The organism is Gracilibacillus timonensis (assembly GCF_900086715.1).
Taxonomy (GTDB): domain Bacteria; phylum Bacillota; class Bacilli; order Bacillales; family Amphibacillaceae; genus Gracilibacillus; species Gracilibacillus timonensis.
The window spans coordinates 461,329-477,070 of sequence record NZ_FLKH01000012.1; the positions used below are offsets into that span (position 1 = coordinate 461,329).

The following is a 15,742-nucleotide window of genomic DNA, read 5'->3' on the forward strand; positions in this document are numbered from 1 at the left end:
TAAAGTAAAGGTTTAAGCAGTGGAAATTTCTTTTAATTTCACTGCATGTTAGTTAAACGAATAAAATAGTTAATGGTTATTTCATTTTCGAAAATTTCAAGTTTATTCAAATTTCGCATTGAGAGTCTTACAGCTAGTTACACTGTGATAAAATGATGGTTACACCTGATTGATTAGGTAGGCGTACTTTATTTGTAGAGTATAATCATTTTAATATTTATACGATTAACGATATCATTTTGTTTCATTTCATTACGTCTATCCTGTTAAGCCTATTAATACACTAGGCAACGTGTTAGGAAAGCTTTCAACAGAGCGGTCACGGCTTAGGTCTATGCTAAATCGTCTTAGCACAAGTGGCTCAGGCTATATATTAGCTCAAGCCAATCAAGTGCCACATAGGATATTACAGTTGTTTCGTTGGTAGTTAGTTTTGCTTATCGATTCGTCGCTCAATCGTTCCGTCTTTACGATGAATGATCACTGCCGTTTGTTTATTGTTTGCAATTTCTTCAGCACGCTGGATTGCCTCATCTTTTGTTGATAATACATCTGAGGCTTGCTTGGCGTCTTGTGCCTTGACTGCCCAGCCATCGGAATGGGGAAGGACATGCTCGCCTTTTTCTAATAGTTCCGGTCGACTGCTTGGCCGATCCTCGTCTGTCTCTTCTAGCTCTTGATCACTCATTTGTAAAACTTGGTTGCGCTCGTGCTCGGAGGCGTTATCGTACCATTTTTTTGCTTGTTCTGTTGCAATCGGGATCGCTTGTCCTTCTTTGTAGCCGTCTTCGATCATGGCATTGGCAATATCGATTGCTTTTTTCCTTACCTCGGTCTCTAGGTTTTTAAATGAATCAGGATAGTCTTGTGTATTCCAAGGCATATGGGTGCCCTCCTTTTTTGGATTACTTATTCTTTATATAACCGAAATTTGGGAGTTGTAATCTCAGAAACAAAAATACGCTGCCTCGTACATAAGAAACCGATCTCGCGGACTGAGGAAAGCAAAACACGTTCCAGGGTCCGTAAGAATGAATCTCGCGGACTGAAAAAAGCCAATCGCGTTCCACAGTCCATAAGAACGGATCTCGCGGACTGAAAAAGAGCAAATCGCGTTCCACAGTCCATAAGAACGGATCTCGTGGACTGGAAAAAGCAAATCACGTTCCACAGTCCATAAGAACGGATCTCGCGGACTGAAAAAGAGCAAATCTCGATCTACAGTCCATAAGAATGGATCTCGTGGACTGGAGAGAGCAAATCGCGCTCCCGGGTCCCGTAAGAATCTACTGGACTAAGAATCAAAAAACTCTCCGCAATCCCAATCCACAAGGTGACAATGATAGTCACACTTCGTCGTTTCCCCAAGGCATTCCTTTTGACGATTAGAATATTTTCCATAAAGTGCTGTATCATGATACCATATCCTTTGTCCTATCATTAGCTTTAATGATGATAAAGAAGGGAATATCAAACCAATGGATACCTACATAAACAGAGGTGAGAAACAATGACTGTCATCGCAAAAAAGCCCAATATACGTCCTTATTTCCGTGAATATGCGGCACCGGCCATCGATTTCGTTGATGGTGAAGGGAAAGATGTATGTCACCGTGGGTCAGAAAGAGCTGCATGCCCCCGTTTTTTCTCATTTTGATGTGTTGGATCATACCGGAAAGCGTGCAGATCACCAAACGGCGGAGACGATGTATACCTATGTATCGATGCTGCAGTCAACTATTTATTTAGAAAAGCTTAAGGATCGCTTAGTCAAGTCGGCGACCAATGAAAGAAAATCAGATAACACCCATTGGATGGATGGAGATAGTGGGGAAATGACTCGTTTGAAGTTTCAATCAGAATATGGAGTCGATATTAACGAGCTGCAACGTGATCAGGAGCGGATTGCCGCCTTATTAGAGGGCTTGTCGATCCAAAAGGAGTATCTAACCAAGCTTGATCATTGGTATGTAGCTGATTTTCAAGCTTTTCAACATGCATGGGATGCGTTTTGGCAGGTTTATCAGCAGCGCATGTCCCTTTTATTATGGTCTTTGAAAACCCCTGGCTATGCCGGGGGTTCCATAGAGCTTCAAGCGTGGGGGCAAAAAAGCCTCTCTTCATGATAAGATAAGGTTGGTTTCCCGACCACCAAATCTCATCAAAGAAGGAGGCATGTCCAATGCAGGACAAGAATAGTTTAGCACATACGCAGTGGAGATGTAAGTTCCATATCGTTTTTGCTCCAAAATATAGAAGACAAATTATTTATGGGAAATATAAAAAAAGCATCGGAGAAATAGTAAGAGAGCTTTGTGAAAGGAAAGGGATTGAGATACACGAGGCAAATGCATGTAAAGATCACATTCATATGTTAGTAAGTATTCCACCAAAACTAAGTGTATCTCAATTCATGGGCTACCTAAAGGGCAAAAGTAGTTTAATGATATTCGATCGACACGCTAATTTAAAGTACAGATATGGTAATCGTAAATTTTGGTGTCGAGGCTACTTTGTAGATACAGTGGGCAGAAATAAAAATCAAATTCAAGAATATATTAGAAATCAGCTTAAAGAGGATTACATGAGTGATCAGTTAACATTATTTGAAGAATTTGATCCGTTCACTGGAGAGAAAAATAAGAAGAAATAAGAGATTCTTTTAGAATCAGTGAGTGAGTGTGGTGCAAAAGGAAAACCATTCAGTGGGCCTTTTAGGCCGAGGCCGGTAACATAGGCTTTCAGCCGCAGAGCAAACCACCAGTTCACACTGGTGGTTTTGATTTTACGTTTCGGGAATTTTTGCTGGGGAAAAATATAGTAGAACGGACGATGACGGGGACAGGGTTACGTCAGTTGTATGAAGAAGCGAATGCCTTGCACCAGTTATTCGCAGAAAGTATCGCAGTGAATAAACCGTTGATTACCGATATAGATGACTGGATTACCTGTCAGTTTCAGCTGGGGCGTATGGAACCTAACAACCAGCATGCGCCCCTTGTTTCTGATCGTTGGTATCGTTTCGTCCAGTCAGTGTTTCGCTTGTTATGGTGGGGGATTTTTCCTGTTGCTTTGATACTGACTGCGACAGGCGTATTTTCCAGAGGTCAGTTGATCTGGACAGGAGTTCTTCTCTTGGTATGGTTTCTTGGATATCGGATACATCAATCGAAACTAAAAAAGATGATCAGAGAACGTCGTCTAGCGCGAAGCAAGGATCAGTTGGGGAGTCAGCCCATAATTAAAGAAACATATCAACAGACATTTACCCAATGGAAACAGGCAGAAGAGGAGCGGCTTCAAACAGAAAAAATCTATCAATTTCGCGCCAAGCTTACCGCTTTACAGAATATAGCGGTAGGGGCTGGATTGCTGCTGTTCCTTTTTGGTATCCTGGTGAGATTAACGAACGTCGAAGCTGCTATGTGGTGTATGGGGATAGCAATTGGATTGATTGTACTCGGCATCTTTTTGGGAAAATGGTGCTGGATGGACGTTCAGATCTGGGCGGATAAGCTTATGCTCGGTAAATTAAAGGTATCTGGCCGTTCTGTTGTCTACATTGATATGAAGCGGCGCAGGAATAGATTTTCTGTCAGCACGTTGGGAGATCCAACGCGTCCGCTAGTCTGGAAGATTCGCAAAGGAGATCGTGCCGAGGCAAGGAAGCATTTGGAAAAATGGTGCGATGCCAATTATACATCGTTTATCTGGCGCGGACGTAAGAAAAAGGAATAACAAGAGTAAGGAGAGGTAAGATGGGAGTAGGAGATCACATTCCTTTTTATGTAGAAACACCTCGCGATCGAATGGGGCATAGTTTATACATGGATCGGAATACCAAGAAGCTTTACCGAATATATAATGATAATCATCGTATTTTTAATAGTGCGCAATATTGGATCTATGTCTTTGCCGGTTATTCCGTGCTTCGCATGATTGGGGATATTCGCATTCCTATGAATGGCTTTGTCAGTGTGATGGCGCTGCTTATCTTGGGAGGGTTGTCCTTTTGGTTAGAGAACAACTATTTGTACAAAAGGTCCATGGAGAAAACAGAGTGGAAGGATGTCTATTTGAGGAAGGAAGAATTCAAGGATTATGTCAGAGATGGCTGGCGAAATGCACGTTTTACCGTGATTGTCTTTGCCGTTTGTCTTCTTCTCTCACTGATTTTTTTATGGATTTACCTTTCGTCGCCTTCGATTGAATTATTATTGATCGTAACCTTGGGTATTTTCCTTGTTGGCATCTTGATGCGCTCTGTCCCTATTACTCGGATGCGACTGCATTATCAAGAGAGCTATTTGGAGCAAATGGCGACAGAGGTGGAAGATCAATTGTTACATAAGGATCAATCATCTTAAAAACAGGTGGGTAGTCTCCCCACCTTTATTCATTGCTGGCCATGTCATCTGCCTGTTTCGTCTCATATTGTTGAATAACCGATAATGGCTCAGGCCGGGCGAGCAGGTAGCCTTGAACAATCGAAATACCGATTGATTTTGCCATTTCTAAGTCTTCGGGAACTTCTATTCCTTTTAACACAAGCTTGGTGTTGGTGTGGAAACAATACGTCACAATGGAACGCACCATTTCCTGCTTTTGACTGGATTGGGCAAGGTTTTTGGCAAAAAAACGATTCATTTTAATGAAATCTGGTTTTAATTCGACAATAGCGTGTAAGGAAGAGGCTTGTTTTCCCACATCATCAAAACCAATCAAATAACCAGCATGTTGTATAGAGCGGAGTGAATCCACAAAAGAAGGGGAGTACTTTGTAATATCTGCCTCCTTGACTTCCAAGACAATCTGATCAGGGGCTACCCGGGTCTTCTTTCTAAAGTGTTCTAAATACTGCAGCATCGAGCTGTGCATTAAATTGATCGGGTAAATATTGACGAACAGTTTTTTTTCTGTGGAAAGCCGATCATAGCTTTGGATCGCCTTTTTAATTGAACGCATTTCCAATTCAAAAAAACGCGAGCTGTTACTTGCTTTCTCAAAAAGGATCTCTGTATTTTTAAATAAATCGGACGTTATAAATGCCTCATAACCAATCGTACTAAGTGTTTGAAGGTCAAACAATGCTTGGAATTGATGGGTGAATTTTTCGTTATCAATGAGGTCGTTTAATTTGGCAATCGACATGGTATCTCCCCTTTGTTTCTACATGCGTCCGAGAATAATGTGTACTTATTTTATAATAAAATGATTTTTTAATCTACAAATATACCGTTTCTCACACTAAAAAAACAGACACATTTCAGGAATGGTGTCTGTTTGACAGGTGGAGAAATGAAAAATGCTTGGTTTTATGGCGCTGTAGGATGCTTTATTAATGCCGTTTGTTAAGCCACAACACACCAGACTTGGCTAATCGTGGTAAAAAACCGGTGAATGCACGCCGATACATGTTGCCAAACCCATCTGATTTACCGAGTGAACCTAACTGTCCCTTCAATTTGATCGGTTTTGGTTTCTCTGGCTGCCGACCTCGGATCACGTTGGAAAGGGCATCGCCGATTTGTTCTCCTTGAATACCTGCAAGCTGTGCGCTTGGAGAGAACTCAGAAGCGGCACAATCTCCAACAACATAGACATTGAGATGGCTGGGCACCTGATAGAAATCATTTACGATAATCTTCTCATGCCGATCCTTTTCAAAAGGGAGGGTACGCACGAGATAGTGGGGACGAACACCTGCCGTCCAAATAATCACATCGCTTTCGATCCCTTCACCATTATTATAGAAAATGCCTTCATCCACTGCCTCCACGTTACTATGGTGCAGAATACTAACGTTGTTATCCCGAAACCAATCCTCCACATATTTTTGAATTTTATCATCAAATGCAGAGAGGACAGAGGAGCCACGATCTAATAAACGAATCTTCAAATCTGCTCGGCTTTCTCTTATTTCTGATGCCACCTCGATTCCGCTTAATCCAGCCCCAACAACGGAAATTTGACTGTAGGCAGGCAGGTTGTTGACTTTGTTGCTTGCCTGACGCGCCTTGAAGATACTTTGCACACTTTCTGTATATTCCATCGCCCCGGGAATACCGTGATAATTATCTTCACAGCCGAGACCGATTAACAGGTAGTCATAGGATACCATTTCTTCCCTGTTGCGTAAGCGAATATGTTCTTCCTCCGTGTTTATTTCTACTACTTCACCAAATATATAAGAAATTTGTGGATGGTCTGGGAATTCGAGGCGTACTTCTTTATCTGCCTTCGTTCCTGCTACAATCGCGTAGAATTCCGTTTTTAAGGCATGATACGGATTACGGTCAATTAATATGACCTCTACATCGTCTGCAATTCCATTGTTGATTAATTGATGCAGGGCGTTCATTCCTCCATAGCCGCCACCAACCATTACAATTCTCTTCATCTTTCACAGCTCCTATCTTATCTATAACCTATTATCCCCCAAATAAGCGAATGTTCAAAAATAAATGGTTTAAACATCCCTTATTAAGACTAACAAAAATCGTTGCAGAAAACTATACAAAAGTATCACTTTCTGATCGAATATTCTTTGCGGATAAGGGATAATGTTTTACTTCCTTTCAAGATACATGATATAAAGAATATTGAAAGCGCCAACAAAAATGAAAAGGAGTTTTCTAATGGAATTAACAGAGATACCATTACTAACCAAAAAGGTAAAAGATAATATCAATCAAGTGGTCGTAGGGCAAGAGGAAACGGTTGATTTATTATTGGTTGCCCTGATTTCCTCCGGTCACGTGTTACTAGAGGACGTGCCTGGAACGGGAAAGACATTGATGGCGAAATCACTGGCAACTTCCTTAGCGGGAGATTTTAAACGAATTCAATTTACACCAGACTTGCTTCCTACTGATATTACGGGAATTCATTTCTATCATCAACAGCAAGGGGAGTTCGAGTTTCGAGCTGGCCCTGTTTTTACTAATGTGTTATTGGCAGATGAGATCAATCGCGCCACACCGAGAACACAATCCAGTTTGCTGGAAAGTATGGAAGAGAGACAGGTTACGATAGATGGCAATACCCATATGTTGGCACAGCCTTTCTTGGTGATTGCTACACAAAATCCGATTGAGAGTCAGGGTACTTTTCCACTGCCAGAGGCACAATTGGATCGCTTTATGCTGAAAGTACATATGGGTTATCCGTCAAAAGAAGAGGGACTAACGATCCTCCAGCGTTTTAAGCAAAGCAATCCGCTGGATACATTATCAGCAGTGCTTTCGATTGATGAAATCGTTACCATGCAGGGCTTATACAGTCAGGTGACGATTAGTGATGATGTGTTGAGCTACTTATTAGATGTAATTGAGAAGACGCGTACGCATGAACAGATTGCATTAGGTGTCAGCCCAAGAGGGAGTCAGGCTTTGTTAAAGGCGGTACAGGTCTATGCCTTGTTACAGGAACGTACTTATGTAATTCCTGATGATATCAAGCAAATGGCTAAACCGGTACTAGGACACCGTATTGTGCTTGCGAAGCGGATTGGTGTCAAGCAAGGAGATACGGATGAAGTCATTGAAAATATCCTGGGCCTAGTACCGGTACCGACAGAGCCAGAAAAGGAATGATCGCCCTATGAATATAGCATGGATTATCGTCGTGTTATTAGCTGTTATTTTTTTGCAGGGGATGCTGTATAGTAAATTCGGTTTGCGTGGAATTAGTTATCAGCGTCAGTTCAAACAGGAGTCTGTATTTGCTGGTGAGCCGATTGAAATGGTTGATCAAATTACCAATCAAAAGCTGCTGCCACTGCCTTGGCTGCGTTTAGAGGTGAAAATGAGTCCCTATTTAATGAAAGAAGGGGAGAAAATAAAGGATGGTGAAGTATTCCATCGCACCTTGTTCAGCTTAATGCCCTATCAAAAAATCACCAGGAGACATCGACTAATTGGGAAGAAGCGGGGTTACTACCCCTTGCATACGGTATCTGTGACAACAGGAGACGGGATTGGCTTTGGTGAGGTATTTGATTCGTTTGAAGCGGCTACTGCCGTTACGGTATATCCTGAACTGGTTCCCTTGGATGAGATCCCGCTTCCTTCCCATAGCTGGTTGGGAGATGTTACGGTTCAACGATGGATTATCGAGGATCCATTTCTTTACGCTGGGGTACGCGAATACCAGCATGGCGATACCTTGCAAGCGATTAATTGGAAAGCAACAGCAAGGACACAAACCTTACAGGTCAACAAAAAAGATTATACGGCAGATCATCATTTATTGATTTATGTTAATTTTGATATAGATGAGGATATTCGCTTGCCTATCCGACAACCGGAATTAATCGAGAGGGCCTTGTCCTATGCCGCTTCCTTGGCGCAATATACCTTAGAAAATGGCATTGCGACCGGATTTGGTTGTAATGGTTATTTTGTGGAACCCTTTACCAATACGGTGGAGCGGATTAAGCCATCGGTACGGGTGGAACCAGCTAACAGCGCGCAACAAGGCTATTATATTTTGGACGCGATTGCCAAATTAAAAATGGATCGCAGTCGTAATTTTCGTGCTTTTTTGCAGGAGGATGTGGATGCTGGCCTGACCAAACATGATGTGCTCATTTTTACTGCTTATTTAACGGAACGTGTCAGTCAGCAAATCACGGCGATAGAACGGCTAGGCAACGCTGTGAAGATAGTCGAATTGGGAGAAGAGGTGGACGAAGATGCAAGCTGATCGCATGTTATCGGTAGGCATTATCTGGCGTGCTTTCTTGGAAATGCTTTGCTTCTTTCCAGTAATTTTCGTGCTTGGTCTGACAGTTTTTCCGGGGAATAGTTTATATTATTGGCTACTTGCCTTGTTGTTCATCTTCTTTTTAGGTTATGTGCTGGCTGCCGTCAATCGTTATCATTGGCTGACGATGGTATTACTATTGATTGCAGCAGGAACGCTAGGCTGGTGGATTGCCCCGGGTATTTGGCAGGCAGCAGTCATGTTCTTGGTGCTATTACTGGCTGCTTTTCGTGGCATTCAGTATGCGGTTATCAGTTGGATAAGAGCATTACCAAGAATGGTGATGTGGGCTGCTGGGTTACCATTGTATTTTGTGGGTTATTTGGCTTTTCATTTTATAGAGAATTTACAGCCTTATCAGCATTGGATCAGCATCATGGGCGTTCTATTTATTATCATTCTGCTCTTTATGACAAACGAAGATCACTTACAAAAGGAGTCGCTGGAAAAAGGGAAAGTACGGTTATCAACGGGAATGAAATCGTTAAATCGGACCTATATGCTGGTGACATTTTTGCTAGTGATAGTGATTACTAATTTTCAAGTGGTGCAATCTGCTGTTTATCATACGGTTCGAGCGATTGCGCAATCCGTCATCTGGTTTGCTGGTTTGTTTGGGGGAGAGGAAAGTGAACCAGCCGAAGAGCCTCCACGTGAAATGGCTCCGATGTTTCCTGAGGAAGAGCCACAAGAACCATCTCGTTTCGCGGAATGGACAGAGCTATTTATGCAGGTGGTGGCGATCTTATTATTAGTGATCGGTGTTGCCTTCCTCATCGCCATTTGTTTCAAAAAATTTCGCCGTCTGTTAAAAAGATGGTTTTTAGCTGTTTGGCGAACGCTGACTAAGATTTTTATTAGACAAACCGGAGTGGAAAGCGATACGGATTATGAAGACACGAAAGAGAATTTGTTTGATTGGCAGGCATGGCGGAAAAGACAACAGGCGAAATGGGGCAAAGTCTTTTCAAGCCGGTCGAAACCCCGGCCAGAGACGGCTGAAGAGAAAGTCCGACTGCTTTATCGAATCATTGCCCATGAGGTAAAACAACGGGAAAAATGGAGTCATGCCCTCACTGCCCATGAGGTTCTGTCATTATCCGACGAACAGGCACAATTGCAGCAGCTGGAGGCATGGTATGACGATATTCGCTACGGTAATCAGCAGTTAACCAAAGCACAGCAGGATCAGATCGATCAGCTTTGGCAGGCATGGCAGGAGAAAAAATAACCGAATTCTTCTCATTTGGCTAAACATTACCATCAGGCATCCGATAATATGGATAATAAGACTAGTGAAAGAGGACGTGATCCAGATGAGAATTTCAGGTATGGCCAGTGGGATGGATATTGATCAGATGGTCAAAGACTTGATGAGAGCGGAAAGTATCCCGTTGCAAAAGATGGAGCAAGAAAAACAGGTTTTAGAATGGCGTCGTGATGATTATCGTGCCATGAACACCTTATTATTAGATTTTCGCACCAAGCTAGCCGAAATGAGAATGCCTAGCACCTATCGAGCTCGCCAGGTTGCCTCAACAAACGAAAATCTGATAACCGCAACCGCCAGCAGTGCTGCCTCCCAGTCATCCTTTGAAATTTCCAGGGTGGAGCAACTAGCCAAGTCGGCTTCTTGGGTGAATGGTGGGGGGATTGCTGGAGATGATTTTGATGCTGGTGGCCGGTTGATCGATCAGAAAGACTTATTAGGAAATGAGGGAGACTGGAAAAAGGGTGCTATTAAGCAGTTTAATGGTAGAGGTAATGAGGCTATCGAATTAGGCGAAGGTGTGGTAGCAGACGGAGTCAATGTTCGAGTGAATGGTAAGGGGTATGAAGTGGTAACGGATGAAGATGTTGAGTTAAACGACAATCAAGTATTATTAACCTCTGATGGTAAATTAACATTTAAAAATAATTTATCGGCAAATGATCGTGTTTCTGTTGATTATGTTACGACTGGTGAGAATATTGATGAAATCACCTTAACTGCAGAGAAGACATCTGGTATTACTTTAGGAGGACGTTCGATCGTTGCGGATAATGGATTTGAATTAACAGTGGATGGTAAGGAGTATAAAATCGACTTAAACAGTGAAAATGATGGGGTTTATCAGTTGGTGAATGCTGAGGATGAATCCGATGTGCTTGGTAGTATTAATGTACATACTGGTAGAGTAACGTTTGAAGAACCCATGGAAAAATCAGACGAAGATGCTGATATCGAAATTAAGGCATCTTATCAACAAAACTACACGACATTTTCAGTAGGATCCAATACTTCCAACGGAGAAACCTACCAAAGCTTTATTGTGCAAGGTAATGAATCGTTAAATCAGGTGGTTCGTCGTGTCAATGATGCCAATTTGGGTGTATCGATGACTTTTGATTCTTTCACTAACCAGCTTTCTATGCGCCGGACGGAGACGGGGATTTTTAGTGATGATGGCCAGGATATCAAGGTCAGCGGAAATTTTATTGAAAATACGCTTCGATTTAATAGTGAAGAGTCTTCCTTTCAAGCAGGCCAAAATGCCAAGTTCACCATCAATGGTTTAAATACCGAACGCACATCCAACAGCTTTCAAATGGATGGTGTGACCTTTCAATTAAGGCAAACTTTTAATAATACCGATGAGACTGACCCTATTCAGCCGGTTACCATTAATGTTACCAATGATGCCGAGGCCGTAGTGGAGCGGATTACAGAGTTTGTGGAGACCTATAACACCTTAATCGATTCAATCAATGGCAAGGTGAATGAGACCTTTCATCGTGACTATGATCCATTAACGGATGAAGAGCGGGAATCGTTATCGGACCGACAGCAAGAAGACTGGGAAGAAATGGCTAAGAGCGGTTTGTTGCGCCATGATTCGTTGCTTCAAAGTACCTTATCCAGTATGAGGAACGATTTTTATTCGCCTGTGGATACAGGAGAAGGGGCTGCTTATAATCAGCTTGCCCAAATTGGGATCACCACGACAAGGAACTATATGGATGGTGGTAAACTAGAGATCAATGAAGCAAAATTAAGAGAAGCGGTTGAAACCGATCCGTCAGCAGTAGAGGATCTCTTCCGTGTAGATGGCGAAACGCAGAGTGAAAAAGGAATCACCCAACGTCTTACCGATTCGGTTAATCAGTCCATGGATCGCATTTATGAACGTGCGGGAAGAGCAACCTATACCAATCAACAATTCACGATTGGACGAAACCTGGAGGATATGGAAGATCGCATTGCCAATTTTGAACGCAGATTAGAACAAACCGAACAGCGTTATTGGCGTCAATTCACAGCAATGGAGAAGGCGATGCAGCAAGCCAATAGCCAAGCTGCCTATATGATGCAGCAATTTGGCGGTGGAATGGGAATGATGTAAACAAAGGAGGCAGATAGGAATGGATATTGCAGCCTTATCTATTTTAATGAATCAGTCGCAAGTTCAGCAGCAGAAAGATATAGCCTTGATGAGTAAGGCGATGGATCAGGTAGAAGCTCAGTCCAATGACATGATCAAGCTGATGGAAAGCTCTGTCCAGCCTCACTTGGGGGGGAATATCGATCTGCAAGGATAAGATGGATAAAAAAGGGTCTCATCAGGACTCTTTTTTTGTTGGGACTATATAATCCCGTAGCATAGCAAAAAGATTGCTACTTGTGACTCTAGAGGCGAATTGTCTTCTGAATGATGGATGGAATCTGTTTCGTCAACAAAAAATGACGGCTAAAATCGGAGAGGGAAGCGCTGAAATGGGCGTCATCTCAGAAATGACGGCCAAAATCGGAGGAGAATCATGAAAAATGGGCGTCATCTCAGAAATGACGGCCAAAATCGGAGGAGAATCATGAAAAATGGGCGTCATCTCAGAAATGACGGCCAAAATCGGAGGAGAATCATGAAAAATGGGCGTCATCTCAGAAATGACGGGGGGGGGGGGGACGTATATGAAAAAGGTTCCACTGATTTTTTTACTAAGCATAGCTATGTTTTTAATGGCGTGTAGTGAGGATGAAAACGACAGTAATGAAGCCGAGGCAGAAAATGAGGCTCCAGTTGAAAGCGAAACAGATGAAGAAGAACAAGCAAATGATGCGGAAGAGCAGCCAGATGAGGTGGACAATAACGAAGGCTCAGCTAGTGGAATATTTGAAGTAACGGAAGAAGATCAAGAAGATCTTACTATCGGAGATACTGGCACATTCCAAGCAACATTAGGTACTTACGAAGTGACGTTGAAATCAGCAGAAATGGTTGGTGAAGAGCTTGATGGGGAGCCGTCTTTATTGGATGAATTGATCGTTTTAGAATTAAGCTTTAAAAATATTGGTGATAATGTATTACAAGCAGAAGAAGTCATGGGTAATATGGAGATCACCGAAGATCTCATGGGATCAGGTTTCTCAAATGGTGCTTCAGAATTTGAAACGATCGATGAATTCGAAGGCGAAATTCAACCAGGAGAAGAGAGAACAGCAACGTTTATTGGTGATGTGTTAACCGCTGATGAATACTACTTCAGAAAGGATCAAGGAAACGTAGAAGCGGGCACAAGTAATCAAGTTATTTGGACGATTACAGATGAAGAAGCAAGGGAGTAACGTTTTGAATATTCACTATTAATGATTTTTTCTGGTGACAGTCTATTTGACCTATAAAAAATGAATATGGTGGCATCAACGGTGATATGATAATGAATACAATGATGAAAATAGACATCTATAACTTGGTGTACATGATTACGTATGCTATACGATGGATAGTGATTAATTATAAAAGAAAGGGGATTTGAATTGTTAAGTTTTGACCCAGCTAATGCAAGACAAAACCTCTACCAATTGATTAAACAAGTTAATGATGATAACACGCCGATTGAAATTACAAGTGCAAAAAATGACGCTGGTGCTGTACGGATTAGCAAAAGAGATTGGGACGCTGTACTGGAAACGCTTTATTTGCAAAATGCCGGAGTCCTTGATCGAATAAAACATTTTGAAAATGAAGAGACAGAGGATTTATTAATGAACATCATCGAATGTTAGAGGCCTTCTTACGGACAAAACTTCGCAGTTCGGCGATTTTTTGTCTGTTAGATTCATTCTTACGGACAGAATTTTGCGAATCGGTGATTTTTTGTCTGTTAGATTCGGTCTTACGGACAGAATTTTGCGAATCGGTGATTTTTTGTCTGTTAGATTCATTCTTACGGACAGAATTTTGCGAATCGGTGATTTTTTGTCTGTTAGATTCATTCTTACGGACAGAATTTTGCGAATCGGTGATTTTTTGTCTGTTAGATGATTAAGCCCATATAATTGTGTAAAAAGGAAAAGGCCTCGTTCATTTCCTGTTATAATGTTTTTATCCCACTAAAAACTTATAAAGGAGAAATGAACGATGACCCATATCCATTTTAAACTGAATTTTGAAGAATTAAAAGAAAAAGTATTAGGATCGGATTTAGAAGATGTGATGAAATCAGCGTTAGTGATTGTGCTGAATTCGTTCATGGAGAAAGAACGGGATGACTACCTAGAGGCAGCATCTTACGAAAGAACCGAAGGGCGTAAGGACTATCGCAACGGTTACTATGAGCGCGATTATAAAGTACCTGTGGGAACCTTAAAATTACATGTTCCCCGAACGAGGAAAGGGGAATTTTCCCCATCCTTGTTTGAAAAATATACACGCTCCGATCAATCCTTGGTCTTATCGATGCTGGAAATGGTGGTGAACGGGGTATCTACTCGAAAGGTCACCAATATCATGGAAGCGCTCTGTGGAGAAGGGGTGTCTAAATCCATGGTATCGAATATCACCAAGAAATTGGATCCCCTGGTCATGGAATGGGCCAATCGCCCGTTGAATGTGAAGTATTATCCCTATATCTATACCGATGCCATGTATATCAAGGTAAGAGAGCATCATAAAGTGGTCTCTAAAGCGGTGTATATTGCGGTAGGGGTCAACGAAGAAAAGAAACGGGAAATCATCGGGATGACAGTTCAGCATGCCGAGTCGAAGGAAAGCTGGAGCCGTTTCTTGGAAAGTTTACAATCGAGAGGTCTCCAGTCGCCCAAACTGGTTATTTCGGATGCCCATGAAGGGTTAAAACAAGCCATTCAACAACGGTTCATTGGTACGAGTTGGCAGCGTTGCACGGTCCATTTCAAACGGAATCTGTTCGATACCTTGCCGAAAAAAGGGAGAGAGGAGGCCAAGAGATGGATCAAACGTGTATTTAACGCGAGCAGTGTAGAGGAAGCGCGAGCGTTAAAAGATCAGTTTTTGAAGGCGTATGAAGATCAGCCAAGATTTACGAAAGTAGGAGAATTGTTAGAAGAAGGATTTGATGATGCGGTTCAATTTATGAACGAACCCGTTGATTATCACGTGCAGTTACGGACCACCAACAATGTGGAAAGAATCAATGGAGAAGTCCGAAGAAGAGAACGAGTGATTCGCATATTTCCTAACACTCAATCCGCTTTTCGGTTAATTGGGGCCGTCCTCATGGATATCGAAGAACAATTAGACCGAGGCAATCGAATATACTTGAAAGGTACCTAAAAGCCCGCCAGCGTCGGCGCGAAAATGTGTGGAGGAAGGAGGGGGTACCCCCTCCTTCCTCCACACATTCACCATACCCTAACCGGATAAAAACATGTAAATGTATTTTACACAATAATATGGACTTGACTAAATGACGGCCAAAACCGGAGGGGAATCATGAAAAATGGGCGTCATCACGGAAATGACGGCCAAAACCGGAAGGGAATCATGAAAAATGGGCGTCATCACGGAAATGACGGCCAAAACCGGAGGGGAATCATGAAAAATGGGCGTCATCTCAGCAATGAAGACCAACACCAATGCAAAACCACATAAAAACCCGAATACACCCCATATTGCTACATCACAAGTTTCACCACTACATTGTCAATGAAAAGTTAGTACCTCATCTCACTCGTAAA

Annotated in this window: 17 protein-coding genes; 13 read left to right on the top strand and 4 right to left on the bottom strand. The window is 42.2% G+C overall.

Translation table 11 applies throughout. The features are described from left to right. Positions 1–427 precede the first annotated feature (427 nt). Positions 428–883, bottom strand: coding sequence for a DUF2188 domain-containing protein (locus BN6556_RS13225; protein WP_066192303.1), 456 nt, complete (start codon positions 881–883; stop codon positions 428–430). A 718-nt stretch (positions 884–1,601) separates the two neighbouring features. Here BN6556_RS13225 and BN6556_RS13235 point away from each other — a divergent pair. The 4 genes from BN6556_RS13235 to BN6556_RS13250 all read left to right on the top strand — a co-directional run bounded on the left by BN6556_RS13235 (position 1,602) and on the right by BN6556_RS13250 (position 4,367). Continuing rightward, positions 1,602–2,126, top strand: a complete 525-nt coding sequence (locus BN6556_RS13235; protein ID WP_066192312.1) for a hypothetical protein — start codon at positions 1,602–1,604, stop codon at positions 2,124–2,126. Between the two features lie 56 nt (positions 2,127–2,182). Further along, positions 2,183–2,653, top strand: a complete 471-nt coding sequence (gene tnpA, locus BN6556_RS13240; protein WP_066192315.1) for an IS200/IS605 family transposase — start codon at positions 2,183–2,185, stop codon at positions 2,651–2,653. Between the two features lie 179 nt (positions 2,654–2,832). Beyond that, entirely contained in the window at positions 2,833–3,738 is a 906-nt protein-coding gene (locus tag BN6556_RS13245) for a hypothetical protein (protein WP_066192317.1), read from the top strand. Positions 3,739–3,758: 20 nt separating this feature from the next. Then, a complete protein-coding gene (locus BN6556_RS13250) occupies positions 3,759–4,367 on the top strand; it encodes a hypothetical protein (RefSeq protein WP_066192319.1) in 609 nt (202 codons plus the stop codon). Between the two features lie 25 nt (positions 4,368–4,392). Here BN6556_RS13250 and BN6556_RS13255 read toward each other — a convergent pair whose 3' ends face one another. Together BN6556_RS13255 and BN6556_RS13260 are read right to left on the bottom strand one after the other, a co-directional pair. Continuing rightward, on the bottom strand, positions 4,393–5,151 hold the full coding sequence (locus tag BN6556_RS13255) for an EAL domain-containing protein (protein WP_066192321.1): 759 nt from the start codon (positions 5,149–5,151) through the stop codon (positions 4,393–4,395). Positions 5,152–5,338: 187 nt separating this feature from the next. After that, a complete protein-coding gene (locus BN6556_RS13260; protein ID WP_066192323.1) occupies positions 5,339–6,400 on the bottom strand; it encodes an NAD(P)/FAD-dependent oxidoreductase in 1,062 nt (353 codons plus the stop codon). A 238-nt stretch (positions 6,401–6,638) separates the two neighbouring features. On the opposite strand from BN6556_RS13260, the gene BN6556_RS13265 reads away from it, so the two are divergent. The 9 genes from BN6556_RS13265 to BN6556_RS13300 all read left to right on the top strand — a co-directional run bounded on the left by BN6556_RS13265 (position 6,639) and on the right by BN6556_RS13300 (position 15,338). Next, positions 6,639–7,595, top strand: a complete 957-nt coding sequence (locus tag BN6556_RS13265; protein ID WP_066192325.1) for an AAA family ATPase — start codon at positions 6,639–6,641, stop codon at positions 7,593–7,595. Between the two features lie 7 nt (positions 7,596–7,602). Beyond that, entirely contained in the window at positions 7,603–8,706 is a 1,104-nt protein-coding gene (locus tag BN6556_RS13270) for a DUF58 domain-containing protein (RefSeq protein ID WP_066192327.1), read from the top strand. After that, positions 8,696–9,997, top strand: a complete 1,302-nt coding sequence (locus BN6556_RS13275; RefSeq protein ID WP_066192329.1) for a DUF6042 family protein — start codon at positions 8,696–8,698, stop codon at positions 9,995–9,997. Before BN6556_RS13270 ends, BN6556_RS13275 begins: the two co-directional genes overlap by 11 nt. Positions 9,998–10,082: 85 nt before the next feature. Further along, positions 10,083–12,149: a flagellar filament capping protein FliD gene (gene fliD, locus BN6556_RS13280; protein WP_066192331.1), complete on the top strand. Its 2,067-nt coding sequence runs from the start codon at positions 10,083–10,085 to the stop codon at positions 12,147–12,149. Positions 12,150–12,168: 19 nt separating this feature from the next. Then, the gene (locus BN6556_RS13285; protein WP_066192333.1) at positions 12,169–12,345 is read left to right on the top strand and encodes a YjfB family protein; all 177 of its coding nucleotides are present in this window, start codon (positions 12,169–12,171) and stop codon (positions 12,343–12,345) included. A gap of 82 nt (positions 12,346–12,427) precedes the next feature. Beyond that, the gene (locus tag BN6556_RS22145; protein ID WP_161485709.1) at positions 12,428–12,568 is read left to right on the top strand and encodes a hypothetical protein; all 141 of its coding nucleotides are present in this window, start codon (positions 12,428–12,430) and stop codon (positions 12,566–12,568) included. A 147-nt stretch (positions 12,569–12,715) separates the two neighbouring features. After that, positions 12,716–13,369, top strand: coding sequence for a hypothetical protein (locus BN6556_RS13290; protein ID WP_148436783.1), 654 nt, complete (start codon positions 12,716–12,718; stop codon positions 13,367–13,369). Between the two features lie 192 nt (positions 13,370–13,561). Next, a complete protein-coding gene (locus BN6556_RS13295; protein WP_066192337.1) occupies positions 13,562–13,810 on the top strand; it encodes a type II toxin-antitoxin system Phd/YefM family antitoxin in 249 nt (82 codons plus the stop codon). 355 nt (positions 13,811–14,165) lie between these two features. Continuing rightward, a complete protein-coding gene (locus BN6556_RS13300; RefSeq protein ID WP_066190544.1) occupies positions 14,166–15,338 on the top strand; it encodes an IS256 family transposase in 1,173 nt (390 codons plus the stop codon). Between the two features lie 129 nt (positions 15,339–15,467). Here BN6556_RS13300 and BN6556_RS22150 read toward each other — a convergent pair whose 3' ends face one another. Further along, complete coding sequence (locus tag BN6556_RS22150) at positions 15,468–15,641, bottom strand: hypothetical protein (protein WP_161485710.1); 174 nt, start codon at positions 15,639–15,641, stop codon at positions 15,468–15,470. Between the last annotated feature and the right edge of the window lie 101 nt (positions 15,642–15,742).